Source organism: Thalassovita aquimarina (assembly GCF_018219815.1).
Classification (GTDB): domain Bacteria; phylum Pseudomonadota; class Alphaproteobacteria; order Rhodobacterales; family Rhodobacteraceae; genus Thalassobius; species Thalassobius aquimarinus.
Genome location: NZ_JADMKU010000010.1, coordinates 59,424 through 80,753 on the forward strand (window position 1 = coordinate 59,424; position 21,330 = coordinate 80,753).

29 protein-coding genes and 1 tRNA gene are annotated in these 21,330 nt (G+C 62.5%); 17 read left to right on the forward strand and 13 right to left on the reverse strand.

The window, feature by feature from the left end:
- The first annotated feature begins 88 nt into the window (after positions 1 to 88).
- A complete protein-coding gene (locus tag IT775_RS12220; RefSeq protein ID WP_212701396.1) occupies positions 89 to 841 on the forward strand; it encodes an SDR family NAD(P)-dependent oxidoreductase in 753 nt (250 codons plus the stop codon).
- A gap of 47 nt (positions 842 to 888) precedes the next feature.
- Here IT775_RS12220 and IT775_RS12225 read toward each other — a convergent pair whose 3' ends face one another.
- A complete protein-coding gene (locus IT775_RS12225) occupies positions 889 to 1,224 on the reverse strand; it encodes a TfoX/Sxy family protein (RefSeq protein WP_212701397.1) in 336 nt (111 codons plus the stop codon).
- 35 nt (positions 1,225 to 1,259) lie between these two features.
- Positions 1,260 to 1,388, reverse strand: a complete 129-nt coding sequence (locus IT775_RS21455; RefSeq protein WP_281414359.1) for a hypothetical protein — start codon at positions 1,386 to 1,388, stop codon at positions 1,260 to 1,262.
- 251 nt (positions 1,389 to 1,639) lie between these two features.
- On the opposite strand from IT775_RS21455, the gene IT775_RS12230 reads away from it, so the two are divergent.
- Positions 1,640 to 1,715 (forward strand) — tRNA-Ile (locus tag IT775_RS12230).
- A gap of 75 nt (positions 1,716 to 1,790) precedes the next feature.
- On the opposite strand, the gene IT775_RS12235 is transcribed toward IT775_RS12230, so the two are convergent.
- The 9 genes from IT775_RS12235 to IT775_RS12275 all read right to left on the reverse strand — a co-directional run bounded on the left by IT775_RS12235 (position 1,791) and on the right by IT775_RS12275 (position 8,752).
- Complete coding sequence (locus IT775_RS12235; protein ID WP_343231144.1) at positions 1,791 to 2,873, reverse strand: tyrosine-type recombinase/integrase; 1,083 nt, start codon at positions 2,871 to 2,873, stop codon at positions 1,791 to 1,793.
- Between the two features lie 174 nt (positions 2,874 to 3,047).
- Positions 3,048 to 5,156 (reverse strand): DNA cytosine methyltransferase, encoded by a 2,109-nt coding sequence (locus IT775_RS12240; protein WP_212701398.1) that lies wholly within the window; start codon positions 5,154 to 5,156, stop codon positions 3,048 to 3,050.
- Between the two features lie 18 nt (positions 5,157 to 5,174).
- The gene (locus IT775_RS12245) at positions 5,175 to 6,095 is read right to left on the reverse strand and encodes a DHHA1 domain-containing protein (protein ID WP_212701399.1); all 921 of its coding nucleotides are present in this window, start codon (positions 6,093 to 6,095) and stop codon (positions 5,175 to 5,177) included.
- A gap of 67 nt (positions 6,096 to 6,162) precedes the next feature.
- Positions 6,163 to 7,185, reverse strand: a complete 1,023-nt coding sequence (locus IT775_RS12250) for a DUF2303 family protein (RefSeq protein ID WP_212701400.1) — start codon at positions 7,183 to 7,185, stop codon at positions 6,163 to 6,165.
- Between the two features lie 127 nt (positions 7,186 to 7,312).
- Complete coding sequence (locus IT775_RS12255; protein ID WP_212701401.1) at positions 7,313 to 7,732, reverse strand: hypothetical protein; 420 nt, start codon at positions 7,730 to 7,732, stop codon at positions 7,313 to 7,315.
- An 18-nt stretch (positions 7,733 to 7,750) separates the two neighbouring features.
- Positions 7,751 to 8,026, reverse strand: coding sequence for a hypothetical protein (locus IT775_RS12260; RefSeq protein WP_212701402.1), 276 nt, complete (start codon positions 8,024 to 8,026; stop codon positions 7,751 to 7,753).
- Positions 8,023 to 8,292 carry a hypothetical protein gene (locus tag IT775_RS12265; RefSeq protein WP_212701403.1) on the reverse strand — a complete coding sequence of 90 codons (270 nt, stop codon included), beginning with the start codon at positions 8,290 to 8,292 and terminating at the stop codon, positions 8,023 to 8,025. Before IT775_RS12265 ends, IT775_RS12260 begins: the two co-directional genes overlap by 4 nt.
- A complete protein-coding gene (locus IT775_RS12270; RefSeq protein WP_212701404.1) occupies positions 8,289 to 8,609 on the reverse strand; it encodes a hypothetical protein in 321 nt (106 codons plus the stop codon). Before IT775_RS12270 ends, IT775_RS12265 begins: the two co-directional genes overlap by 4 nt.
- Positions 8,609 to 8,752: a hypothetical protein gene (locus tag IT775_RS12275; protein WP_212701405.1), complete on the reverse strand. Its 144-nt coding sequence runs from the start codon at positions 8,750 to 8,752 to the stop codon at positions 8,609 to 8,611. The genes IT775_RS12270 and IT775_RS12275 overlap by 1 nt, the downstream gene beginning before the upstream one ends.
- Before the next feature lie 73 nt (positions 8,753 to 8,825).
- On the opposite strand from IT775_RS12275, the gene IT775_RS12280 reads away from it, so the two are divergent.
- On the forward strand, positions 8,826 to 9,680 hold the full coding sequence (locus IT775_RS12280) for a PDC sensor domain-containing protein (RefSeq protein WP_212701406.1): 855 nt from the start codon (positions 8,826 to 8,828) through the stop codon (positions 9,678 to 9,680).
- 34 nt (positions 9,681 to 9,714) lie between these two features.
- Here the strand turns inward: IT775_RS12280 and IT775_RS12285 are convergent, their stop codons facing one another.
- Positions 9,715 to 10,041, reverse strand: a complete 327-nt coding sequence (locus IT775_RS12285; RefSeq protein WP_212701407.1) for a hypothetical protein — start codon at positions 10,039 to 10,041, stop codon at positions 9,715 to 9,717.
- Positions 10,042 to 10,130: 89 nt separating this feature from the next.
- On the opposite strand from IT775_RS12285, the gene IT775_RS12290 reads away from it, so the two are divergent.
- Positions 10,131 to 10,733 (forward strand): GNAT family N-acetyltransferase, encoded by a 603-nt coding sequence (locus tag IT775_RS12290; protein ID WP_212701408.1) that lies wholly within the window; start codon positions 10,131 to 10,133, stop codon positions 10,731 to 10,733.
- Here the strand turns inward: IT775_RS12290 and IT775_RS12295 are convergent.
- Positions 10,636 to 11,097, reverse strand: coding sequence for a helix-turn-helix domain-containing protein (locus IT775_RS12295; RefSeq protein ID WP_246525548.1), 462 nt, complete (start codon positions 11,095 to 11,097; stop codon positions 10,636 to 10,638). The genes IT775_RS12290 and IT775_RS12295 overlap by 98 nt on opposite strands.
- Positions 11,098 to 11,121: 24 nt before the next feature.
- Between IT775_RS12295 and IT775_RS12300 the strand changes: the two genes are divergently transcribed.
- From IT775_RS12300 to IT775_RS12360, 13 genes are all read left to right on the forward strand, one after another.
- Positions 11,122 to 11,418, forward strand: coding sequence for a hypothetical protein (locus IT775_RS12300; RefSeq protein WP_212701409.1), 297 nt, complete (start codon positions 11,122 to 11,124; stop codon positions 11,416 to 11,418).
- A gap of 211 nt (positions 11,419 to 11,629) precedes the next feature.
- A complete protein-coding gene (locus tag IT775_RS12305) occupies positions 11,630 to 11,881 on the forward strand; it encodes a hypothetical protein (protein WP_212701410.1) in 252 nt (83 codons plus the stop codon).
- A complete protein-coding gene (locus tag IT775_RS12310; protein WP_212701411.1) occupies positions 11,878 to 12,651 on the forward strand; it encodes a DNA-methyltransferase in 774 nt (257 codons plus the stop codon). The genes IT775_RS12305 and IT775_RS12310 overlap by 4 nt, the downstream gene beginning before the upstream one ends.
- A complete protein-coding gene (locus IT775_RS12315) occupies positions 12,648 to 12,914 on the forward strand; it encodes a hypothetical protein (RefSeq protein WP_212701412.1) in 267 nt (88 codons plus the stop codon). Before IT775_RS12310 ends, IT775_RS12315 begins: the two co-directional genes overlap by 4 nt.
- Positions 12,911 to 13,429 carry a hypothetical protein gene (locus tag IT775_RS12320; protein ID WP_212701413.1) on the forward strand — a complete coding sequence of 173 codons (519 nt, stop codon included), beginning with the start codon at positions 12,911 to 12,913 and terminating at the stop codon, positions 13,427 to 13,429. Before IT775_RS12315 ends, IT775_RS12320 begins: the two co-directional genes overlap by 4 nt.
- Positions 13,422 to 14,039 carry a hypothetical protein gene (locus IT775_RS12325; protein WP_212701414.1) on the forward strand — a complete coding sequence of 206 codons (618 nt, stop codon included), beginning with the start codon at positions 13,422 to 13,424 and terminating at the stop codon, positions 14,037 to 14,039. Before IT775_RS12320 ends, IT775_RS12325 begins: the two co-directional genes overlap by 8 nt.
- Before the next feature lie 255 nt (positions 14,040 to 14,294).
- The gene (locus IT775_RS12330) at positions 14,295 to 14,891 is read left to right on the forward strand and encodes a hypothetical protein (protein ID WP_212701415.1); all 597 of its coding nucleotides are present in this window, start codon (positions 14,295 to 14,297) and stop codon (positions 14,889 to 14,891) included.
- The gene (nusG, locus tag IT775_RS12335) at positions 14,888 to 15,553 is read left to right on the forward strand and encodes a transcription termination/antitermination protein NusG (protein WP_212701416.1); all 666 of its coding nucleotides are present in this window, start codon (positions 14,888 to 14,890) and stop codon (positions 15,551 to 15,553) included. Before IT775_RS12330 ends, nusG begins: the two co-directional genes overlap by 4 nt.
- Before the next feature lie 460 nt (positions 15,554 to 16,013).
- The gene (locus tag IT775_RS12340; protein WP_212701417.1) at positions 16,014 to 16,586 is read left to right on the forward strand and encodes a phage tail protein; all 573 of its coding nucleotides are present in this window, start codon (positions 16,014 to 16,016) and stop codon (positions 16,584 to 16,586) included.
- A 172-nt stretch (positions 16,587 to 16,758) separates the two neighbouring features.
- The gene (locus IT775_RS12345) at positions 16,759 to 17,487 is read left to right on the forward strand and encodes a hypothetical protein (protein ID WP_212701418.1); all 729 of its coding nucleotides are present in this window, start codon (positions 16,759 to 16,761) and stop codon (positions 17,485 to 17,487) included.
- Positions 17,487 to 19,451 (forward strand): phage terminase large subunit family protein, encoded by a 1,965-nt coding sequence (locus IT775_RS12350; RefSeq protein WP_212701419.1) that lies wholly within the window; start codon positions 17,487 to 17,489, stop codon positions 19,449 to 19,451. Before IT775_RS12345 ends, IT775_RS12350 begins: the two co-directional genes overlap by 1 nt.
- Complete coding sequence (locus tag IT775_RS12355; protein ID WP_212701420.1) at positions 19,448 to 21,049, forward strand: phage portal protein; 1,602 nt, start codon at positions 19,448 to 19,450, stop codon at positions 21,047 to 21,049. The genes IT775_RS12350 and IT775_RS12355 overlap by 4 nt, the downstream gene beginning before the upstream one ends.
- Positions 21,046 to 21,315 (forward strand): hypothetical protein, encoded by a 270-nt coding sequence (locus IT775_RS12360; protein WP_212701421.1) that lies wholly within the window; start codon positions 21,046 to 21,048, stop codon positions 21,313 to 21,315. The genes IT775_RS12355 and IT775_RS12360 overlap by 4 nt, the downstream gene beginning before the upstream one ends.
- Positions 21,316 to 21,330 lie beyond the last annotated feature (15 nt).

Below are 21,330 nucleotides of genomic sequence, written 5' to 3' on the forward strand. Positions count from 1 at the left end.
GGCAAGGGCTGCGCCTTCGGGCGCGGCCTTTTTGCTTTCATGTGCAAAACCAAGCCGCTAGCTTGCGCCGGAAAAAGGGAGGAACGGAATGCAAAAATGCGCCATCGTGACCGGCGCGGCCCGGGGGATCGGGCTGGCGACGGCGAAGCAGTTTCTGGAATTGGGCTGGGCAGTGGCCCTTGTCGACCGGGACCGCGAGGAATTGGACAGGGCGATGGCCCCGCTGGGGGCGCAGGCCAAGGCGCTGCCCTGTGACATTTCGGATCCCGACCAGGTGGCGGCGATCATGGCAGACACGCTGGAGGCCTCCGGGCGGATCGACGCGCTGGTCAACAACGCAGGCGTGGCCGAATTCGGCCCGATCGAGGACTGCGATTTCGCCATGTGGCGGCGGGTGATGGCGACCAATCTGGACGGCACCTTCCTGTGCACGCAGGCGGCAACCCCGGCGCTCAAGGACACCAAGGGGGCGATCGTGAACATCGGATCGATCTCTGGCTTGCGCGCCTCGACCCTGCGGGTGGCCTACGGCACCTCGAAGGCGGCGGTGATCCAGCTGACCAAGCAGCAGGCGGCGGAACTGGGCGAATTCGGTATCCGCGCCAATTGCGTCTGTCCCGGGCCGGTGCGCACCAAGCTGGCGATGGCGGTGCACAGCCAGGAAATCATCGACGCCTATCACGACGCGATCCCGCTGAACCGCTATGGCAGCGAGGAGGAGATCGCCAACGTGATCGTGTTCCTGTGTTCGGACAAGGCCAGCTATGTCACCGGACAGGTGATCGCCGCCGATGGCGGCTTCGACAGCACCGGGGTGGGATTGCCGGCTTTGCGGGTATAGCGTTTTCGTCCCGCCGCCCGCCAAGTTCGAAGCGTCGGGACGATGACCTATCGCGCCTTTTCGATGACGCCGATTTCATCGAGAACGCGTTCGATTTCGGAACGTTCGGACTTGGCGGGGCTTGCCGCCGCCTTGATCGCGTCGAAACGGGCGCGCAGGTCGTCCTTTTCCTTGCCCTGGCAATCGTTCCAGGGCCGTCCCTGCAATCCCATGACCAATGCATAATAGCCGATGAAATGGGGGCGGGTGCCGCTGCCGATCAGGCGGGCATAGGCGGTGTCGGGCCCGAGGGCGCGCAATTCTTCGGCCGAATGGATGCCGGCACGGGCGCAGGCTTGTTCTACGGCGGGGCCGAGATTTCGGATCGTACTTACGGGCGTCATGGGCCCAGTTTAACCGGGTTCGTCGGCGGGGTCACTCAGATGCTTGCGTAATCGGGAAAGACCGGGTGATCCTTGTCGGGCGCGGTTTGGTGCGGTTCCGGCAACTGCCGCGGCGGTTGCGCCGGGGCATCCTTGGTCTGGTTCGGCGGCTTGGACGTGGCCATACTGATACTCCTTCCGGGACATGGCCCGGCGCCAAAGAAAGCGCCGGGCCTTGTGGAATCCTACGTCGAATTCGGGAAGAATTTTCGGCCTGCCTGTGGGGGAAAGGGGGCAAATTCGGGCAATTTCATGCCGGAAAGGATGCTGGGCCGCTTTAGCACGGACCCGGAAGCCGTTCCGGCGGCGGGGGTGGCAACGCAGCGGTGAACCTGCTTGACGGTTCGGAGCGCTGCGCCTAATCAGGTTGCAAGGTGGGCCTGTAGCTCAACGGTTAGAGCAGAGCGCTCATAACGCTTTGGTTGCAGGTTCGAATCCTGCCGGGCCTACCAACCACCGAAAATATTACTATAAAATCAATGCGTTGGGTGCAAATGTGTCCCACGAAATTTTGCGCGTGGGACACATTACCACTCCATGCCTTCCAATTTTCGCATTGCATCTGCGGCGAGTCTCCACCTCTCCACGCCCTGCGTGTAGACCTCTGATGTCTTTGCCTGGGTGTGTCCGTGGATGGTCATGATCTGGTATTGGGTGCAGCCTTCGTGGGCCAGCAGGTGTCCGGTCGCCTTGCGGATCCCGTGGCTGGACAGGCCTTCAAGACCAGCATCGTCGCACCACTTGCGGAATCTGTTGCGAAGCCCCTCTGGCGATTTGAACGGGCGGCCGTATTCGCTCAGCAGGTAGGTCTCTCCCTGAACCTTCGGGGCGCGCGTGGCCTTGTAGAGTGGGGGCATGATCGGGATAACGACTTCCGCCGATCCCTTCTTCGTCGGCTGCCAGCGCAGGGCGCGAACGCCATCGATCATTTCCTCATTGCCACGTCCCAAGCGGATCGCATCGCTGATCCGGCAGGCAGTAAACATGAACAGGGTAAGGCAAAGGTGAGCCGGGGTTCCTGGCGGGTGCACGTCCTTGTAGTTTTGCAGATCCTCGACGGTCCACGGCTTCGCGCCGCCCTTGCCGCGGTTGATCTTGCCGATGCCCGTCGCCGGGTTGACCGAGCATATACCGCGCTCGATCGCCCAGACATACATCGCGCGGATGGTCTTCACCATGTTGTCTGCCGCGCCGGGCGTGTCCGACAATTCGTCGCGGTATTCGACCAATTTTTCGCTCGGCATTTGGAGCGCATATTCACCGTATTTTGCAGAGAACCGGTTCAGCATCGACTTGCGCTGCTTTTTCGTATCCGGAGACATCAAGTCGTTCTCAACCATCTTGTCCATCGCGTCCTGGTATTTCAGGGCCAACCATTCGATGGACTGCGGAATCGCATTGGAGACGCGCGGATTGGCTTTCTGTGGTTGCTTGCCTGCACGGGCGGCAAGGTATTGCTCGATGAACTCTGGGTGATCAGGGCCAACGGTTAGCCGGATCCGGCGCCGTGGGTTTCCTTCCTGCCTGACCCGGTAACGGATATTCCCGGAGGGCAGAGATTCCTCAACAAGACCGGGGTATTGCACCTTCATGTCGTCACCGCCTGTCACCACTGTTTCGGCTCCCTAGCATCAGTAGGTTTTTGCGGCTTGTCCACAGTGATTGTCAGCACTCGGATCGTGCCGTCAGGTTCGATCTCGACGCCGGATACCGACAGGCCGCATTTCTGCGTCGCCTCCACCGCGCGGGTGATCTCAGCTTTACTGGCTCGGCACTTTGGCATGTCAGCTTGCCTTCGCAGTCATTCTGTCGCCCTTGTCCAGCTCCATCAGCTTCTCTTTCGTCATCAGGTGCCGGCAGTTCGCGGCCGCCAGCGCCTCGGCCAGGTCCGGGCAGACGCTGTTGCCACAGCAACTGACCTGAACGTTCTTGGTGAAGGGCGCGAACGTCCAGTCGTCGCCGTCCTGCTTCCATACGCCTTCGATCACGTAGTCGGGCGGGAAGCCCTGCGCGTTGAACAGCTCGCGCGGGGTCAGCATCCGCATGCCGATATCGACCACGACGAAGGTTTCGCCGCCGACGGTCAGGGTGACGTATTCACCGCCGTCCCAGGCGTCGTATTTGCGCAGGAATTCAGCGACCTGCCGCGCCTTCGCCTCGTGTTCGGGGCCGAAGCTCGGCGCGGACAGCTCGGCCTGCACGTGGCTGAACCGGTCGCGCACCGTGACGGTGTGGCATGGTTCGTCCATGCGGGCCCCGTCACCGGTGCCGTAATACTTCGCGAAGAAGGCGGCGACGGCGCTCTGTTGCGATCCGCTGCCGGTCAGCGTCGAAATCGGCGCGTCCACCGGCCGGCCCGGGTTGAAGCCTTGCCGCGCCTTGTTGTGCTGCGCCAGAAATGCGGTCGCCAAACATCCATCCGCTTTCGCGGTGACCGTCGCCATCGGTTCGTCGCCTGCGCGCGGCCTGCTCTGACCGGCCCGGCCGCCACAGCCAACAAGCGTCGGGATTATAAGCGAGTTGTTGTCCTTCTTGCTGGCGGTGATCGTGTGGACCGGGTCCAGAATGTCGCGGACCTGGCCGCCATGCTGGGCATAGGTCAGCACCGGCGCGATGACGGCGGAATGACCGCCGCCGGCCAATACGGTCGGGTGGGGGCTGGTGATCGCGGAAGACCGCCGCGCGGTGCCTTTCAGGCTCATCAGTGAGGGCGCGACGATCGCGTTCGCAATTCCACCAGAGGTCACCGTGCCCATCGGAATAGTCGCGGGATATTCGCGGCGACCGCCGCTATATCCGTGCGCCACGCTGACCAGAGACGGCGCGATCAATCCGAGCGGCGCCGCGCCTCCGGGGCGCTTGACGTAGCTGTTGGCGGTCACGGTCGGAAGAGGGTCGCCGATCGGCGAACCCGTGGCGCCGGAATTGAACCTGGTGACATACGGCGACACCACCGCCTTTTCGCCGCGGCGCGCGCCGGTGATCGTGCGGAAAGGATCGGTCGCCGCCTCGACCCGGCCGCCATGGGTCAGGTTGACCAGGTAGGGGCTTTGGGCGTCCAGCACATAGCGCTTCATCCCGCGCGCCACCCGGGCCAGCGTGTTGGGCGCCAGCGGCCGCTTTGCGGTCAGTCCGAGCTTTGCCTTGATCTCGGCGCCGGTGTCGAAGATCGACGGGCAGGGGATCGACCAGTCGATGCATTCGGCGGCGGTGCGGTACGGTTTCAGCTTTCCCGCCTTCACCGCGTCGGAATTCGGATCGCCGTGGGTCGGCTTGGGCCACACGATCTTGCGCCCGTCGCGCCGCGCCACCATGAAGAACCGCTTGCGGATCGTCGGCGCGCCATAATCGCACGCGCGCAATTCGCGCCATTCGATCTTGTATCCCGCTTCCCGCAGTGCCGTGACCCAATCGTCAAAGGTCAGGCCGGCCAGTTCCTTGATCGGCTGGCCGTCTTCGCCCACCGGGCCCCAGGTGCGGAATTCCTCGACATTCTCCATCAGGATCACGTCGGGTTTCACGAAGCGCGCCCAGCGAACGATGATCCATGCCAGATCGCGGATGTTGCGATCCTTCGGGGCGCCGCCCTTGGCCTTGCTGAAATGCTTGCAGTCCGGGCTGGCCCAGAGCAGCCCGACCTTGCGCCCCGCGCAGACTTCGACCGGGTCCACGTCCCAGATGTTGGAATCCAGATGGAGGGTTTCGGGGTGGTTGGCCTCATGCAGCGCCAGCGCCTGCGCGTTGTGGTTTATCGCCACGTCCGGGCTGCGCCCGAGCGCCAGTTCGATCCCGGTGCTGGCGCCGCCGCCGCCGGCGAAACTGTCAACGATCATCGGCAACATGTCGTCGGTGGGCTGGTCGACGGTATCGAAATCGATTAGGGCGTCTTTCATGGCGTCCTCTCCGGTGGATTAGTTTGACTGGGTCGCCAAGCGGACCATCTCGTCGCAATGACCCTCTGCCGTGGGGTGCTCGCCCTCCCAGCCGATCGGCATCTTGAACCCGGCGGCGTTGCGGTGGCCGCCGCCGCCATAGGTCTTGGCGATCGCGGATACGTCGATGCCATCGCCACGTGATCGCAGTGAAAAGGCCCGGCCGTCCGGGCCGTCGAAATAGGTCGCTGCGAAAGGGTTGCCTTCGGCCAGTCGCCCGGCGGCGTCAGAAGCCATGGAGTAGGGTGCGTTTGCCACCGGTACGCGATGCCCGCCGATCACCATCATTCGCGTGGTGAGGTCCAGAACCGCGCCGACGTCCTTGTCGTGTTTGCGCAGGATCGCTGCGCCTTCGTTGGCAAGGGCGATAAGTTCCCACTCGGTTTCCATTTTTGTCGACAGCCTGTCCCAGGTGTCGAATGCCTGATCTATGGAACCGATCACGGCAGAGACTTCGCGAGAATGTTCAAGTTCCCATTTCCAAAGATCCCTGTCGGCCACGTATTCGACCAGCGCCGGGCGCGCGCCGTGGCAGAAATAGTCCCATGCCAGCTGCGCCCCGGACACGGTCATGTCGAACCGCGCGGAGGGGTTCCCTGCATGGCTCTGGTGCATGGCCCAAGTGGGGGCAGGTCTGGGAAGACCGGCCAGATCTTCCCTCGCCGTCTTGTGGTGGTCGAGCATGAGGATCGACCGGGCCGACAGCGCCATGCGCTCCAACACCGGGCGCTTGTAGCTGAAATCGACGATGATCACGTCGGCGCCGGTCACGTCCGGCGGTTCGCTGCCATAGCTGGCCGGAATGAATTCGACCTCATCGCCAAGCCCCCAGCGGACGCACCAAGCGGCGGTGAAGCCGTCAGCGCAATTTGCGTGGTAGATGCAGATGGTTCTGGTCATGCTGTTCTCTCAGGTGGGGTGGCTGGTTTCCGTCGCTGGCCCGCGCGCGGCGGACCAGAAAGAGAAATCAGGCTTCCGGGTTGCCCATGAAGGTGGGCAGGCTGGTGGCCTCGGTGGCCTCCGCGATCGCTTCCTTGAAGGCCGCTTCGAACGCCTTTTCCGGATTGTGGATGGACAGGAAGAACCGCACCTGTGCGCCTACCTTGCGATAGCGGAAGCGCACCGACATCCGGTAAGGCGCGCCGCCCAGGAAGACCGGGATCGCGATGATGATCAGGTTCGGGATGTTCAGCGGCTTGCCGTCCGCGCCCTTGTGTTCGTTCAGGAACTGGATTTGCGCCTCGCCCGTGTCGCGGTTGCTTTTCACGGTCAGGTCGCTGGATTCGTAAACCTGGAACTGCTTCGACATCGCCAGCAGCTGGGTTAGCTGTCCGTAGCGGCCCTCGATCTTCTGCGCGATCTCGATCAGCCGGTTTTCGAATGGCTGGTTCTTGTCGCTCGGCGTTCCCGACAGGATGGCCGGCGTCGGGTCCATGATGTCCATGGCGCGTTCTTCGATGAAGTTGCCCAAGTCGTCCTTTTCCAGCGCTTCGCCGGAAATCTTCATCCATGCCTTCCATTCGTCCGACAGCGGGAAGTCATAGATCGCGCGGTGGTGGCAATGCCGGGCGCTGGCGTCACCCATCGGGCTTGCCACATCCGCCGGGCCTTCGGCGTGATAGTCGGCGATGCAGGTCAATGTCGGCGCGGACATGTCCGGGTTGGCGAACAGCGCCGAGGTGTCGCCCTTGAAGCGGTTCGACCAGTCGATCAGGCTTTGCAGGTCGGCAAAGCGCGCGGTGCCCTTGCGGCGGGCAGGCTTGAGGTATTCTGCGGCGCTGCGGTGCTTTTCGGTCAGGTCTTCGACTTTTCGCTTTTCAGGCACCGTGACCAGGTGCGGCGTGTTGAACGGCGTGTGGTCGGTTTCGGCGTCTTCGTAAGTCGCTGCCTCGATAACATCGTGATGACCGATATCTGCCATCACGTCGCGCATGGTTTCTGCGGTGTTCTTCATCGCCTGCGCGAACTGGTCTGCGGTTTCGTGGTCCATGGTCGGTTCCTTTTGGTGGTGTGTTGACGTCCGGGCGGGCGGGTCAGTGGCCCTTCGTTGCCCGCCCGGCGCTTTGCTGAAGCCTTTCCGCGTCCTCTGCGCGGGCGGCCTGCTCAGCAGAAGGGGATTAAACGTCGCGCACTTCGCCGGTTTCCGGGTCGTACGGGGTGACGTCACGGACGCCGCTGTGCATCCGCGCCATCATCGGGCTGTAAAGGGTCAGTTCGCCGGCATCGTTGATGTAGGCGGACGCGCTGCTGGCGGGTTTCTTCGGCGGCTTGAAGCTGACCGTCGCGCCCATGCCGACATCACCCGCATTGCCGACCGCATAGGACAGCTGGATCGTCATGCTGCCGTTGCAGCCCTTCGAGCCGTGTTCTGCGTTGTGGTCCAGCAGGTCCTGCATCAACTTCTGATGACCGGTCATGATTTCGGTCAGGAAGTCGCCGCCGTCGAACAGCGTCAGGATCTGTTCGATCGTGCGCATCTTGAACGGGTCGTGCGGGTCGTGCGGGGCGATTTCAGGGGGCGATTTTTTCTTGGTCATCACTGGGCTGATCCTTTCCTAACGTTGACTTGCGATCTTGCCGGTCCATGCGTCGAATTCGGTGCGCAGGATCCGGAATTGGTGCTGCGCCGCCCGGTCGCTGGACAGTTCGCGGCGGCTGTCGATGCCACAGCACTGGCGCAGGTATTCGGCGCTCGCGCTGGCGCTGAACTGACCGCCCGGCGCGCCGCAACGCATCGCGGCGAATTTCTGGAACCGGGGGTCGTTGCACAGGATCCCGGCCTGCTGGGCCGGTTCCATGTCTTCGAAGCGCTGGCGGACGGGGGCGTTCATTTGGACGCCTCCGGCATTTTCAGGCCGGGGCATCCCGGGCGCACGGTGCCGCCCGGGCATCCGCAGGCGGGCCATTCGGGGCAATCGAAGCTGGCGGAGTTGTCCACCACCAGCCGGGGCGCGCGCTGCGGTTCATCGTGAGTGGTGGCAGCTGCGCGCGCCCGTCGGAATTTGGAAAAGAGGCCGGAGGCGGCGAGCATCGCACCCCCGGCCAGGTGGCCGGCAATCAGGCGAATGCCGGCGGGGTGAACATGTTTCGGCGTCATGGCTGCACCCGGTGCGCGAAGGGCGACACCGGCGGGTGCACGGTGATGAAGCCGTCGCCTTCGATATCGGGAAGCTGCCGGCGCGCGGCCTTCTTCCAGTTGCGGATCGCCTCGGCCTCGTCGCTGCCCCAGGCCACAACGCCATGCAGGTTGAGTTCGACCATGTGGCTGGATTCGGTGTCGGGTTGCGGCGTCATGTAGGTGCCGCCGGTTTCCATGACTTCGTTGACGAAAGCGTCTTTCTGCGCCTCCGGTTCGATCCGTTCCAGATGGGCGAGGAAGGCGGGCAGGCGGGCGAAATTTGCATGCAGGCTCATCATCCCGCCCCCACGTTGCGCAGCACATGCGCGATCCACAGAAGGTAGGTGGAATGGATCAGGGCCGTGGCCAAGGCGACGATGATCACCAGCTTCGAAACGAAGTCGATGACGTCACCTGCGGCTTCGTCGGTAGCGCTCACTTGGTTCGGTCTGTCATAAGGCATGGTGTCTATCCGAAATGCATAAAACACCGTCGAAATTATACAATACGTATTGATCGGTCAATACATTTTGTATAACTCAACCGTAGGACGTTTTCAGGCGGGGAAAATTGCTATGCGTGTGCTAAAGCTTAGGGTAGAAAATTTGCTGATTGTTGGAAGTGGTTTCAATGACATGATTAAGGCGCTTATTTTTTTTGTGATGCTGCCCGTGGCTGCATCTGCAAGCCCGACCGGAAGGGCGACAATAGATCTTGTGTTCGAGCTGGGCGAAAGCCGCATGGCGCTTGCCGAATACATCATGCGAGGGGCGGCAGATTATCTGATCGAAAACCCGGACCCTGGCAGCAGCGAGGGGCATTCCGCCTTTAAGCGAATTCTAAACGGAAGCACCTATTTCCGGTCGATCCTGGCGATCGATGAGAACGGCCAGTTGATGTTCGACAGCTACAACTGGATTCCGTTTCTCGGCGCGAAGGACCTGTCGCAACGGTCCTATTTCCTGGGTGCGACGAATGCCGTTGGAAAGGTACTTCGTGTCGGTGACCCGGTTGTCGGCAAGCAGTCCGGTCAGGTCTTCTTGCCTTTCACGATGGCGGTCCCGAACGGATCCGGTAGGGGGCAGCGTGTCGTGATGATGACGGTGCCGCCGAAAACGATGCTTCCATCCTTCGAGGTTTGTAATTTCTGTGGGGTTATCATCGCACTGGATGGGAAGGTTCTGGTAGCAGACAAGCCCATGTCGGATGTCAACGAGGCCGTTATTTCACGGCTGACATTCGAAGGTGAATATGGGGCGCAGGAGCTGGACCTGAGGGGGATGACTGTCGAGACCCATTGGCGCAAATCATCCAGGTATGGGGTGGTGTATCTCTATTACCGTGCCACCCCATTGACGGACGGCTGACGCGCCGTCCGGCAGGCATATCAGGCGGAACGGATCAGGGGTGCATCAGCACCCCTTTTTCGTATTGCAGTCCGAGCTTTTTTGTCAGAATACGTTCCGCCGCATTAGGTAAGACGTCATGTTTCTGCGCAATTTCCAGCACCAGCCATTCCCATCCTGATTTTTCGATCAAAACGCTGCTCTGCGCCGCTGCGGGGGCAATCGCGTAGCCGACAGACATGCCGGTTCCAAGCGAAATGAAACCGGCGGCAAGAATGGCTGTGCCTATCGAGATACGTTGCGGCGGTTTCCGCAAGGTCTTGCTGTCCGTGGCGAGCGCGTTGAGGCGTGCCTTTAGATCGTCTGCTGTGGGGTCAGACATGTCGTTCTCCAAGAAATTCCAGGTTGTGTATTCTGGTGTCGAGAAGAATTGCAGGAATCGACAAAATGTATAATATCAGGTTTGCGTCAATGCAAGATGTAGAAGCCATTGCGTCTGTTCACGTGGCCTGCTGGGCGGAATGCTACCCGTTCCTGCCGCTTGGGCTGCATGAAAAGCGCGGGATTTTGGAGCGGGCGGAACAGTGGCGGCGAAGAATCGTCGATCCTGGATTGTCCTGCACCTACGTCCTGGAAGATGCCGGGCGCATCGTCGGGTTTTCCCATGTGATGGACAATCGCGACACGGATATTGCCGCCCAGGCCGAACTGCATGCATGCTATTTCCTGCCGGAATACCGGCGCCTTCCCGCAGGACCGCAAATGATGCTGCGCCTGCTGGATCACGTCGATACGATTGGCTGGACCAGCTTCTGCCTGTGGGCTTGGCTGCAGAATCCTGTCCGTCGTACCTATGGGGCGCTAGGGCTGCATCCAGAGGTGCGGAGAGACCGGGTGATAGAGGGGTATTCAGCGCCGGAAATCGGTTATGTCTGCAATGACATACCTGCCGTGCGACGGCGGCTTGAGCGCAATGTCATCCAGCTTGAGCGGCGCGGCGGCGCATCTCGAAATCAACGATATTGCTCAGACCGCCTTCGCCCGATCGCGTTACGTAATGGCATAGATCGATGATCAGGTCCGCGATGACATCTTCGTCTGCGTCTTTCGCGCCTTCATGCTGCATCACGAATTTGACGACCTGGCGCAGAGCGGATTCCGACACGCCGGCAATCCTGGTCTGTTGCGGGTTCGTTCCGTAGGTGATGAAGCATGGGTCGGATTTGAAGGCAGCGGCATATTTGGCGATGTCCTTCGGCTTCGGAATGCGGGTTCCGTTTTCATGCGCGGCATAGGTCGAGGCCGTCCAGCCATGTGTTTGGGCGGCTTCCAGTGCGGAGCGGCAGCCGGATTCGATACGCGCTTGTCTGAGGCGGTCAGCAATTTCCATAACCGAGTACATAGCGAATAGAGTTATACAAAACGGGTTGCAAATCAATACAATATGTATAATTTACCCGTTATGAGCAAGTATTTTGGCATCTGGCAGTCGGTTATCGACATTGCGAATGACTACGGCGCAAACTATGTGACCGCCGCTGCCTGGACGCAACGGGGTGAAATTCCCCGCACCCATGATTTCACAACGTTGCGTGTGATCAAGGCGCGCGGGTTCACCACCACGCCGGAAGAACTTGACCGTTGGCACAATGCCCATAAGGACTTTCGCGCGAAGCTGCGCAACGGTTCGCCGGAAGGCGACATCGTTTACCCGGCCCTGCCGTTCCGGGGGCTTCCTGGCGTTGAGGCCGCCGAATGACCGCCGCCGGTGCATATCCTGAAAGCTGGTCTTGGGTAGGGGGCGGCGACTTTGCGCGGGTCGGGTTAGGACGGCCGTCGCCCCGCGCCTTTTTTAACATTCACGGATCGGGCGCCGGCGGGTGCCTGATGGCGGCGAAGACCGCATTTACCTCCCTGTTGAACCTCGGGCGCGGGTCTTTGGCCTGCGCCCCTTTTTTCAGGGGGGTGGCATGTTGATCCGGGGCGAGGTGCAGTTCAACGCCGATCACCTGGTCGCCATGGTGGGGGCGATCCTTGAGCGCGCCGATCGCAGCGGCTCCGATCGCGCATTCATCCTGACCGAGCTGCGCGCGCTGGCCTCGAACCCGGCGGCGTTCCTGGATTTCGAGGTTTCCGTGCATTCGCTGTCCGATGCAACCGCCATGGCGGTTCCAGGCGCCCGGCTGGAGCGGCTGCTGGAACGTTTCGGGGGTGCCGCATGACGGCGATCGGGACGGATATCACGATCGGCAACTGCCGCCTGATCCTCGGCGATGCGATGGCGCTGATGCCGGGGCTTGAAGGGGTCGATCACCTCATTTCGGACCCGCCTTACGAACAATCGCTGCATGACGCGAAAAACAGCGCGACGCGTGCCCTGCGCACCGATGGCGGCGCCGAGTTGAGCGGGCTGGATTTCGCCGGCATCGATGAGATCCGCGCCGACTTCACGGATCGGGCCGCGCAAATCTGCCGGGGCTGGTTCATCGTCTTCTGCACGCCCGAGGGCTGCGGCCGCTGGGCCGATGTCATCAACCCGTCGCCGATGAAATACAAGCGGGCCTGCATCTGGGTGAAGCCCGACAGCACGCCGCAACTGAACGGGCAGGGCCCGGCGGCCGGGGCGGAATGCTTCGTCACCGCCTGGGCGGGCAGGGGATATGCCAAGTGGAACGCGGGCGGCAAGCGCGGCGTCTACACCCACCTGACCAATCCGCCCGACAGGCATGGCGGTCACCCGACCGAAAAGCCGTGGCGCCTGATGCGCGACCTGCTGCTTGATTTCACGCAGCCGGGGCAGACCGTCCTGGATCCGTTCATGGGGTCCGGCACCACGCTGGTCGCCGCCGCGCTGACCGGCCGGCGCGCGATCGGGATCGAACTCAATCCGGCCTATTTCGATATCGCCCGGCACCGCGTGCGCAAGGCGGTGGCGCAGGCGCACGCCCTAGGCGTGCAGGCGTCGGCCCAGGTGCAGGAGGCGTTTCTATGAGCGCAAGGACGAGCTCCGCCAAGGCCGCGGAAAAGCTTTCTTCGGTCTTTCACCCGAAATGGTCGCCGAGCGATGACCATTTCGTCCTGACGCACCGGGCCAAGGGTGTTCCCTTCGACCGCATCGCCTTCGGGCTGAAGCGCGAGCGTGTCGCGGTCGAACAGCGCTGGCATCGCCTGCGGGTGGTGCCGGGGGTGCTGAAGCTGCTGGAAGCCTATGGCCTGACCTCGGCCCCTTACCCGGCGATCGGGGGTGACGCATGACCCGGCGGCATCGCAACCTGCAGATCCGCGGCGTCATCTACCGCGATGCCGACCACGCCGCCGCCTGTCTTGGGGTGACGGCCACGACGGTGCGCGCCCATGCCCGCGCCGGAACGCTGGATCGGGTCGGGCTCGGGCTGAATGGTCCGGCGCCCATGCCGGTATCCGTGCGAGGCCAGCGTTTCGACAGTCCCGAAGCCTGTGCCGCGCATTTCGATGTCGGGGTCGACCATGTCTACAAGCGCCTGGCGGCGGGCCGCCCGGACGATATCGGCCTGCCGAACCGGCGCGGGCAGTACCGCGCGAAGCGGGTGACGATCGGCCCGGTCCGGTTCCGCTCGATGGCCGAGGCAAGCCGCGAATTGGGCTTCGGCCGCGACTATGTGCAGCGCGCCTATCAGCGCGGGTCGAAACTCATGCAGGAACGCATCCTGGCGGCGGCGATGGAATATGCGGCGCATGGTGCCGGTGCTGCCTGCAGCGCGAACTCAGGGAAAGGGGCCCATCATGAATGAGCAGGCAAAAGCCATCCATCTTGTCGATAGCGGCGAGCTGGAGGAATACCCGATTTCCGCCACCGACCGGCTGGATTCGCATTACTTCCTGCAATGGAACCTGAAACGCTGGCGCGGCAGCATGTTCCGCAAGAAGGCGGACCCGGAAGTCGGGTGGTACGGGTTCCAGCTGTTCTGCATCGCCCAGGACGGCACGCCGATCGGAACGCTTCCCTGCGATGATCAGCAGATTGCCTTCGACCTCAACCTGCCGCTGGAACGCTGGCAGGCGCTTCTGAAGCGGGACATCACGCCGCTGCATGGCTGGTACCGGGTTCGCTGCGACAACGGGGAAATCAGGCTTGCGCATAAGGTGGTCACGGAAGTCGCAAAGGATGCGTTGGGATCGAAGCTGCGCAACGCGGCGCAGGCGGAACAGCGCAGGCTGAACAAGCGCCTGTCGGACCTGCGCGAAATGATCGAACGCATCGGCGCCAAGCAACTGCTGGCCAACCCGGACTTCGTTGAAAGGTTCAACGATTGGCTGGAAAAGCGTTTCGAGGGGGTGCAGCGCCGCGAAGCGATGATCCGCGCCGCCTTGGACCAGTTCATGGTGGAGAGCGCCCAATGAGGGCCGCCGGAACTGTGACATTCTGTGACGGTCACAGAATATTCCGTGACAATCACGGAAAATCACGGAACCGGAACGGAAAAACACGGAATTTTCCATGTTTTCCAGCGACCGGTCCCTTTTTTTGGCCGCAATCCGTGACCGCTGAAAAGAAACGAAACGAAATGAAAAAGAAATGAAAACACCGGATCGCACCGACCGCGGGCCGGGGTGCCGGTGGATGGGGCGGAAGTGCTGAGAAAGGGGGCAAGACCGATGGACAGTGAACAGCAGAAAGCGGGCGAGAAGCGGGTCCGTGATATTCTGATCAATCCGCTTTTGGATTTGGGGCTGAGCAGGCCACGCGGATTCACAAAGGTGGCGGATTTCGACAAGGTTGTTGAAAAGGTGATCTGTCCGAAGCTGGCCTACATGACGGCGATCAACCTTGAAGCCTTGATGGAACAGGTCGCGGCGAACCCTGACGGCAAGTCGGGCGATCAAATTCCCATCCCGAACAAGATCCTGGCGGCGGCGGCGGATATCCAGCCGCCTGACGATGACGGATCGCCGTTGATCCGCGCGGTGTTTGCCGGGGATCTGGGCCGCGATGCCATCGCCGGTAATTTCGCGCCGGAGCTTCTGCGCTGGCTGAAACGGCAGCGCCCGCGCCGATGGCCAAAGGGGCATGACGTGACCGGGATCAAGATGGACGCTGAAGCGGCGCTGCGGCGGATCGCGGATATCGAGCGGCGGCGATCTGACGGCAAGCTTGTATCTGAGGCGGATGAGGCGTGGCTTCTGTCGCGCAGGAAGGCTTCCGCGGACTGCCTGAGAATTTCGGAACTGGTCAAGCGGGATGGCGCAGCATGATGATGGAAAAGATCGAGGCGCAGGGCATGGTCTGGCTTCTGGTGCGCATCAAGCGCCGGCAGGTCGGCGGCATCAGGACCGTGACCGTTGGTGGCGATTTCGAAACCTACCGCGACCGGGCGGGCCGCGCCCGGCAGCGCCGCATCACCGGCACCGGCGACCGCGTGTTCCTGCCCGAACACCTGCTGCGCCGCGCCGGGTTCGAAGTGTTCCTGCCGGTCAAGAAGGTGTGGCGGCGCAAGAACCGGTTCAGCCCGGAACGGGTCTGCGTCGCGCAGCCCCTGCTGGTGGACTGGATGTTCGTCGGATGGCCCGCCGATCAGAACCGGTGGGCCGACCTGATGGCGCTGGATGTCGTGATGGGGGTGATGGGCACCGGCGGGCGCCCGATCGTCATGAAGCCCGCCACAGTGATCAGCCTGATGCGTCGCTGGGGCGGCGGCATGCTGTCGCCCGAATGCCACCAGATGGTCAAGCGCAGCCATGAATTCGAGGCGGGGCAGGTGGCGCGGATCGCGGCCGGCCCGTTTCAGGATTTCGAGGCCAAGGTGGTCGAGGTCGACGGGCCGAACATCCGCGTGATGCTGGACCTGTTCGGGCGCGAAACGCCGGCGCAATTCGATTGGAGGGAACTTCTGCCCGTACCCGGGGATGCGCGTTAAGAACCACCACAGATTGTTAAGGGGGATTGACGCACCGCATCATCTTCCCTTAACAGTTGGAAACAGACGAAGGTTCGGTGGCCCCTGTTGAAAGATACATGCCATCGCTCCGGGCGGTTCGAAGCGCAAGTGATGCACCCGTTTCCGACCGTATGCCGTCAAGTCCGGGCGACCACGCGATAGCGCTTCCGCCTGTGACGCTGCTGCTGCAATGGATGAATGGCCCGGCTGGACAAGCGCGGGCCTTTTTCATGTCTGACGGTTGTCGAACGTGAACGCCAGCAACGGAGGCTGCGATGAAGCGCACCTGATCTTTTCCAACTTCCCCACCTCGAAGGCCGGTCGCGGAAACCCCGCGGCTGGCCTTTTTCATTGAAGAACCAGGCCGCGAAAGCGGTGTGGTCCGTGGGTGGCGGATAAGGGCCGCGATGACCCGCGGGATCGAAGCGGAGGGCAGGCGATGTTCAGCGTGGGCGATGTTGATATGAAGGGCCTGCAGCGGTTCGACAACATGCTGGGGTCGTTGGGGGCCGAAGCGCCCAAGGCGGCGAACCGGGCCATCAACCGCACCGGCGACATGGCGCGCACGCAGGTCATCAAGGCGCTGGCGAAGCAGACTGGCCTGCCGCAGAAGACAATCCGCCGATCGGTGAAGGTCAAGCGGTCGTCGTGGAGTGACCTGACCTACACGCTGAAGTCCGCCGGCGGTGACGTGTCTCTGAAGTATTTCCAGAAGCGCGAAACCCGCGAGGGGGTGGTTGCCAATCTCGGGGCAGGGCGCGGGCGCGAGCTGTTCCCGCGCACATTCTTCCGGGGCGGGGCGTTCCCGCGCCGGGTGGACCTGACCGCGTTCGGTGGGCACGTGATGGACAGGATGAGCGAGGGCCGGTTCCACCTGAAGAAGGTGAAGTCCGGCGTCTTCATCCCCGAGGAAATGGTGGACGGCGCAACCGCAGAAGCCTTCGAGCGGAGCGTGGAGCAGAACCTGCCGCGCCGTTTGGACCACGAAATCAGCCGCGCCCTGGGCCTTTGACGGCCCTGGCCGGACTAGGGACCGTACCCCGCCCCAACCGCACGCGGTGCGGGAGCAGCCCGGGGTTTCGGTAGTCAGACGGATTTTTGAAAGCCTTAACACATAGGGGGTTCGCTTAACGCCGGGGGCTTAACAGGTCGGCCCGACCGGCAACGGACTGAACGGATCAGTGATGGAAGCCGAACTGCAGCAAATGTCGCAGGCCGAGTTCGCGCGGGCCATGGGGGTCAGCCGGGCGGCGGTCAGCCAATGGAAGTCGAAGGACATCCTGCGCGGCGATGCGTTCACCAAGCCGGGCAAGAGCGGCAAGGTGATCTACCAGGTGGCGGTGGAGCAGGTCCGCCGCAACCGCGATATCGGTCAGTCGCTGGGCAATGGAATCGCCACGCGGACAACTGCGGGTACGCCGGCGCAAGAGGCGACGGTTGCCGGAGCCGGTTCGGGGGGCGGAGATCAGCCCGCGCTGGCCCTGCCGCAGGCGAGCACGGCCGACGTCGCACCGCTGCAGGAGGCGGCATCGATCCCGGGCCCCGCCGCTGGCGGAGCGCCCAAGGCCATTACGGTCGAAGACCAGCTGAAGCTGGCGAAGCTGGAAGAACAGCTGCGGCGCAATCGCATGCAGTCGGCGGAAGAAGCCCTGCGACAGGGCATGCTGATGTCTGCCGACGATGCACGGGAACAGATGACCCGTGTCGCCGGGATGATGATGCAGATCTTTGAAGGGGCGCTGACGGACTTCGCCGCGGTGCTGGCATCGCAGTTCGACATTCCCCAGCGGGACGCGCTGCATTTGCTGAAGAATGAATTCCGCAATGTTCGCAAGACGGCGACGATGAAGCAGCGCGCGCTGGCGTCCGAGACGCCGAAGGAGGTCACCACAAACCTGGAGCTCAAATCCTGATGTTGGATATCTCCGTCACCAGCGCCGAATGGATGGTGCATGATGTTCTGGCCGATGTTCTGGAGCCGCCGCCGCCGGTCGATTATCTGACCTGGGCAGTGGAGAACATCGAGTTCTCGGAGCGCGAAAGCGAGTTCTCCGGCCCGTACAACCGCCAGCGGTTTCGCTATTTTGATGAAATCCTGCGCGCACTTTCGCCGGATGATCCTTGCCGGATCGTGTCTTTGGCGAAGTCGGCGCAGTTGGGCGGTACCGTTCTGGCGAATATTTTCACCGGAGGGTCAATGGACATGGACCCCGGTGACTTCCTCTATGTCCATCCGACCGAGGAAAACGCCCGGCGCTGGTCGAAGATGAAGCTGCAGCCGATGCTGAAAGGCACCACGGCGCTGAAGAATATCTTCCCGATGAAGGCCCGCGACGGGCAGGATTCGGTGTTCTACAAGGAGCGCCGTGACGGTCGCGGCGCCATACTGATTTCCGGTGCGAACTCGCCCGCCTCGCTGAGCCAGGTGTCCATGTCCCGGCAGGTTCAGGATGACCTTGCCAAGTGGGACATGAACAGCGCCGGTGATCCGGAGAACCAGGCGGACAGCCGCAGCCAAGGCCGCGAGTTCGCCAAGATATTCAAGATCTCGACGCCGATGGTCATTCCGGGCTGTCGGATCACCAAGAACTTCGAAGACGGGTCGCAGGAGTTCCCGTACGTCCCCTGTCCGCATTGCGAGTTCATGCAGGTGCTGGAATGGGAAAACATGCTGCAAAGTCTGGATGAGGATCATCCGGAGCGCGCGCATTTCACCTGTCCCGAGTGTGGCTGCGCGATCGAGGATCACCATCGCGCGGACATAATCTCGCGCGTGGAATGGCGTGCGGCGAACCCGAAGATGAAGCGGTATCACCGCTCGTTCTACCTCTGGTCGGCCTATTCACCGCTTCAGTCGTTCGAGCGGATCGCGCGGTCATGGCTGGCGGCGAAGGGCGATCCGCCGAAGGAGCAGACGTTCTGGAACGACGTGGTGGGCAAGGCGTATCGCGTTCTTGGCGAGGCGCCGCCCTGGGAAGACATCCGCGATCGCGCATCGGAATCGGATTACGCCCACGGCACCATCCCGGCGGGTTACCCGCTGCTGACTTGCGGCGTGGACTGCCAGGGTGACCGGGTGGAATGGCAGGTGGTCGCGTGGGGCCGGAACAAGCGCCGCGCGGTTGTCGAATATGGCGTGTTCAACGGGCACATTTCCGAGGAACAATGCCAGACCAAGCTGAACGGCCTGCTGCGGCAGGGGTACCGGAATGCCTATGGCCGGAAGATCGAGATCGACCTTCTGGCCATAGACGGCAACGCCTACACCGAAGACGTGTGGGATTGGGCGCGCAGGCACCCGGCCGCACGGGTCATTATGGTGCGCGGCGTTCATCCCGAGAGCGCCCCGCTGCTGGCGCAGGTGAAGAAGGAACGCAATCGCCGCGGCAAGATCGTCCGGTACTCGAAGCGGTTTTACAACTTCGCCTCGTCGGTCCTGAAGATGGGGCTGTACCGGAACCTGAAGAAGACCGACCCGGAAGAACGCGGTTTCATCGCCCTGCCGAAGGGGTTGGAAGACGAGTTCTACCGGCAGATGACGGCGGAAACCAGGAAGGCGCAAAAGGCGAAATCCGGGTTCACCCGATACCTGTGGGTGAAGGATCCGAACCAGGCCAACGAAGGTCTGGACACCCACCTTCAGGCAGAAGCCGCCGCGATCCGGCTGGGCGTGCGCAACCTGCCGGATACCGAGTGGGACCGGCTGATGGCCGAACGCGAATGCCCGCCGGAAGACGTGCAGGGTGATTTCGAAGACCTGCTGATGGCGGCGCGTCCGAATGTCGACATGCCGGGCGCCGCGCCTGAAAACGAAGAAACATCAGACGCGCAGGCGAAGAAGCGTGCGCGGTCGAAGTGGAGAAACCGGACGCAATGAGCGGTGAAGTGAAACTGTCGGCAAGCCGCATTCCGAAAGTGGCGCGGAAGAAAGCGGAATCGATTTCGGTTCCGCGCCCGACCGCCCGCTACATGCGCGACACCAAGAGCGGGGTCATCGCTTCCCGTGTGGCCCCGTTGACCAGCCACAGGGAAGACGTTCGCCGGTCATGGTCGCGGGCTGCGGGACTGGCCATGGACATGATCCAGAACAGCGGGCGCCTGAAGGGGGCGACGGACCAGGTGCTGGCCGACACGGTGGGGGTCGGCCTGACGCTTTCGCCGGATCCGGACATGACCGGGCTTGGCTTTGACGATGTGGAAAAGGCCGAGTGGATCCGCACCGTGAAGCGTCGCTGGAACGCTTACTGGAAGAACGCCAGCGAATGCGAAATGCGCGGCAAGCTGACCGGTCCTCAGATGGTGGACATCGGGTTGCGCTGGCATATCGCCTATGGCGAGGTCACCGGTGTTTTCGACTTCTTCGCGGATGATCGCCGCCGCAAGTACGGGTTGACCACCGGCACCAAGCTGCGCCTGTATCCGCCGGCCCGTCTGGTGCAGGACACCAATGACTTCGAAGGTCTGTACCAGGGTGTGCGTCACGATGAGAATGGCCGTGCGGTCGCCTATCGGTTCCAGACATCGGCAAGCGGGTTGAAGCAAACGCGCGACTTCGCTGCGTTCGACGCAGACGGCCGCCCGATGGTCATGCACATCTTCGACCCGATGGATTCGGAAGACGTGCGCGGGATTTCACAGCTGACACCGGCATTCCGCAAACACATCCAGGCGGAAATGTTGGATGACGCGACCCTGCAGATGGCGATTCTGCAGACGGTCTTCGCCATCACGCTGACCAGCGAGGCGCCAAGCCAAGACGCATACGAGGCGCTTGAGGTCTTGAAGGAAAGTGATGGCGGAACCTCCTATGCGCAGGAATACCTGGGTTTCCTGGGGGCGCAGCTGGACCGGGCGGCGGAAAGCCGGATTTCCGTCGGGGCCGACCCGCAGGTGTCGCATCTTGGTCCGGGCGAAAAGCTGGGGCTGGAAACAGCCAGGGTTCCGGGGCAGGATTTCCTGCCGTTCTCAAACAGCCTGGCGCGCGACATGGCACGGGCCATCGGTTGCACCTACGGCGCTTTGACGATGGACTACACAGATGCCACCTACGCCAGTGTGCGGATGGAAAATTCCAGCATCTGGCCGGTGGTTCTGCGCCGCCGGGAACGTATCGCAGCGCCCATGTGCCAGATGGTCTACGCGAACTGGCTGGACGAAGAAATCGGTGAGGGGCGCATTCCGTTCAAGGGTGGATACAAGGCGTTCCGGGCGCACCGTGACCGGGTGAGCGCTGCCAATTGGCAGGGGCCGGCAAAGCCGACCGCTGACGATCAGAAGGCGGCACGCGCATCCAGCGAACGGCTGCAGAACGGCACCAGTTCGATCGCCATCGAAACCGGCGACCTGGGCGTGGATCCGGACGCGCTGTTCGAGCAGCGACAGCGCGAGCATCAGCGCTATGTGGATGCCGGGATGGAATCGCCCTACGCGGCCAAGGATCATCAGCCCATCATCGAAACGGAGCCCGCGCCATGACCGTGGTGAACACCGTGCGTATCGGCGCGGATACGATCGATATCACCAAGCCCTGCGATGTCGTCACGGCGCTGAAGAAGATGCAGCTGAAGCTGGGCACCGGAGGCGTGCGGGAAACCGTGCGCATCGATGGCGAGGAAGTGACGTTCATGCGGGCGAATGACCGGCGTCTGGCGGCCCTGATTGCCCGGTACGAGGCGGAATGCGCCCGCGCGACCGGCGGGGCGACACGCACCAGATTTGCGAAGCGGATTCGCTGGACCTGACCGACAAGGAGACTG

Excerpts from the sequence above, each read along its gene's own strand:
- IT775_RS12220 (WP_212701396.1), top strand. The coding sequence starts at position 89 with ATGCAAAAATGCGCCATCGTGACCGGCGCGGCCCGGGGGATCGGGCTG.
- IT775_RS12245 (WP_212701399.1), bottom strand. The coding sequence starts at position 6,095 with ATGACCAGAACCATCTGCATCTACCACGCAAATTGCGCTGACGGCTTC.
- IT775_RS12300 (WP_212701409.1), top strand. The coding sequence starts at position 11,122 with ATGAGCAAGTATTTTGGCATCTGGCAGTCGGTTATCGACATTGCGAAT.
- IT775_RS12225 (WP_212701397.1), bottom strand. The coding sequence starts at position 1,224 with ATGACGCCCGTAAGTACGATCCGAAATCTCGGCCCCGCCGTAGAACAA.
- IT775_RS12250 (WP_212701400.1), bottom strand. The coding sequence starts at position 7,185 with ATGGACCACGAAACCGCAGACCAGTTCGCGCAGGCGATGAAGAACACC.
- IT775_RS12260 (WP_212701402.1), bottom strand. The coding sequence starts at position 8,026 with ATGAACGCCCCCGTCCGCCAGCGCTTCGAAGACATGGAACCGGCCCAG.
- IT775_RS12305 (WP_212701410.1), top strand. The coding sequence starts at position 11,630 with ATGTTGATCCGGGGCGAGGTGCAGTTCAACGCCGATCACCTGGTCGCC.
- IT775_RS12355 (WP_212701420.1), top strand. The coding sequence starts at position 19,448 with ATGAGCGGTGAAGTGAAACTGTCGGCAAGCCGCATTCCGAAAGTGGCG.
- IT775_RS12315 (WP_212701412.1), top strand. The coding sequence starts at position 12,648 with ATGAGCGCAAGGACGAGCTCCGCCAAGGCCGCGGAAAAGCTTTCTTCG.
- IT775_RS12350 (WP_212701419.1), top strand. The coding sequence starts at position 17,487 with ATGTTGGATATCTCCGTCACCAGCGCCGAATGGATGGTGCATGATGTT.
- IT775_RS12340 (WP_212701417.1), top strand. The coding sequence starts at position 16,014 with ATGTTCAGCGTGGGCGATGTTGATATGAAGGGCCTGCAGCGGTTCGAC.
- IT775_RS12290 (WP_212701408.1), top strand. The coding sequence starts at position 10,131 with ATGCAAGATGTAGAAGCCATTGCGTCTGTTCACGTGGCCTGCTGGGCG.
- IT775_RS12325 (WP_212701414.1), top strand. The coding sequence starts at position 13,422 with ATGAATGAGCAGGCAAAAGCCATCCATCTTGTCGATAGCGGCGAGCTG.
- IT775_RS21455 (WP_281414359.1), bottom strand. The coding sequence starts at position 1,388 with ATGGCCACGTCCAAGCCGCCGAACCAGACCAAGGATGCCCCGGCGCAA.
- IT775_RS12330 (WP_212701415.1), top strand. The coding sequence starts at position 14,295 with ATGGACAGTGAACAGCAGAAAGCGGGCGAGAAGCGGGTCCGTGATATT.
- nusG (WP_212701416.1), top strand. The coding sequence starts at position 14,888 with ATGATGATGGAAAAGATCGAGGCGCAGGGCATGGTCTGGCTTCTGGTG.
- IT775_RS12265 (WP_212701403.1), bottom strand. The coding sequence starts at position 8,292 with ATGACGCCGAAACATGTTCACCCCGCCGGCATTCGCCTGATTGCCGGC.
- IT775_RS12345 (WP_212701418.1), top strand. The coding sequence starts at position 16,759 with ATGGAAGCCGAACTGCAGCAAATGTCGCAGGCCGAGTTCGCGCGGGCC.
- IT775_RS12255 (WP_212701401.1), bottom strand. The coding sequence starts at position 7,732 with ATGACCAAGAAAAAATCGCCCCCTGAAATCGCCCCGCACGACCCGCAC.
- IT775_RS12320 (WP_212701413.1), top strand. The coding sequence starts at position 12,911 with ATGACCCGGCGGCATCGCAACCTGCAGATCCGCGGCGTCATCTACCGC.
- IT775_RS12285 (WP_212701407.1), bottom strand. The coding sequence starts at position 10,041 with ATGTCTGACCCCACAGCAGACGATCTAAAGGCACGCCTCAACGCGCTC.
- IT775_RS12240 (WP_212701398.1), bottom strand. The coding sequence starts at position 5,156 with ATGAAAGACGCCCTAATCGATTTCGATACCGTCGACCAGCCCACCGAC.
- IT775_RS12360 (WP_212701421.1), top strand. The coding sequence starts at position 21,046 with ATGACCGTGGTGAACACCGTGCGTATCGGCGCGGATACGATCGATATC.
- IT775_RS12310 (WP_212701411.1), top strand. The coding sequence starts at position 11,878 with ATGACGGCGATCGGGACGGATATCACGATCGGCAACTGCCGCCTGATC.
- IT775_RS12270 (WP_212701404.1), bottom strand. The coding sequence starts at position 8,609 with ATGAGCCTGCATGCAAATTTCGCCCGCCTGCCCGCCTTCCTCGCCCAT.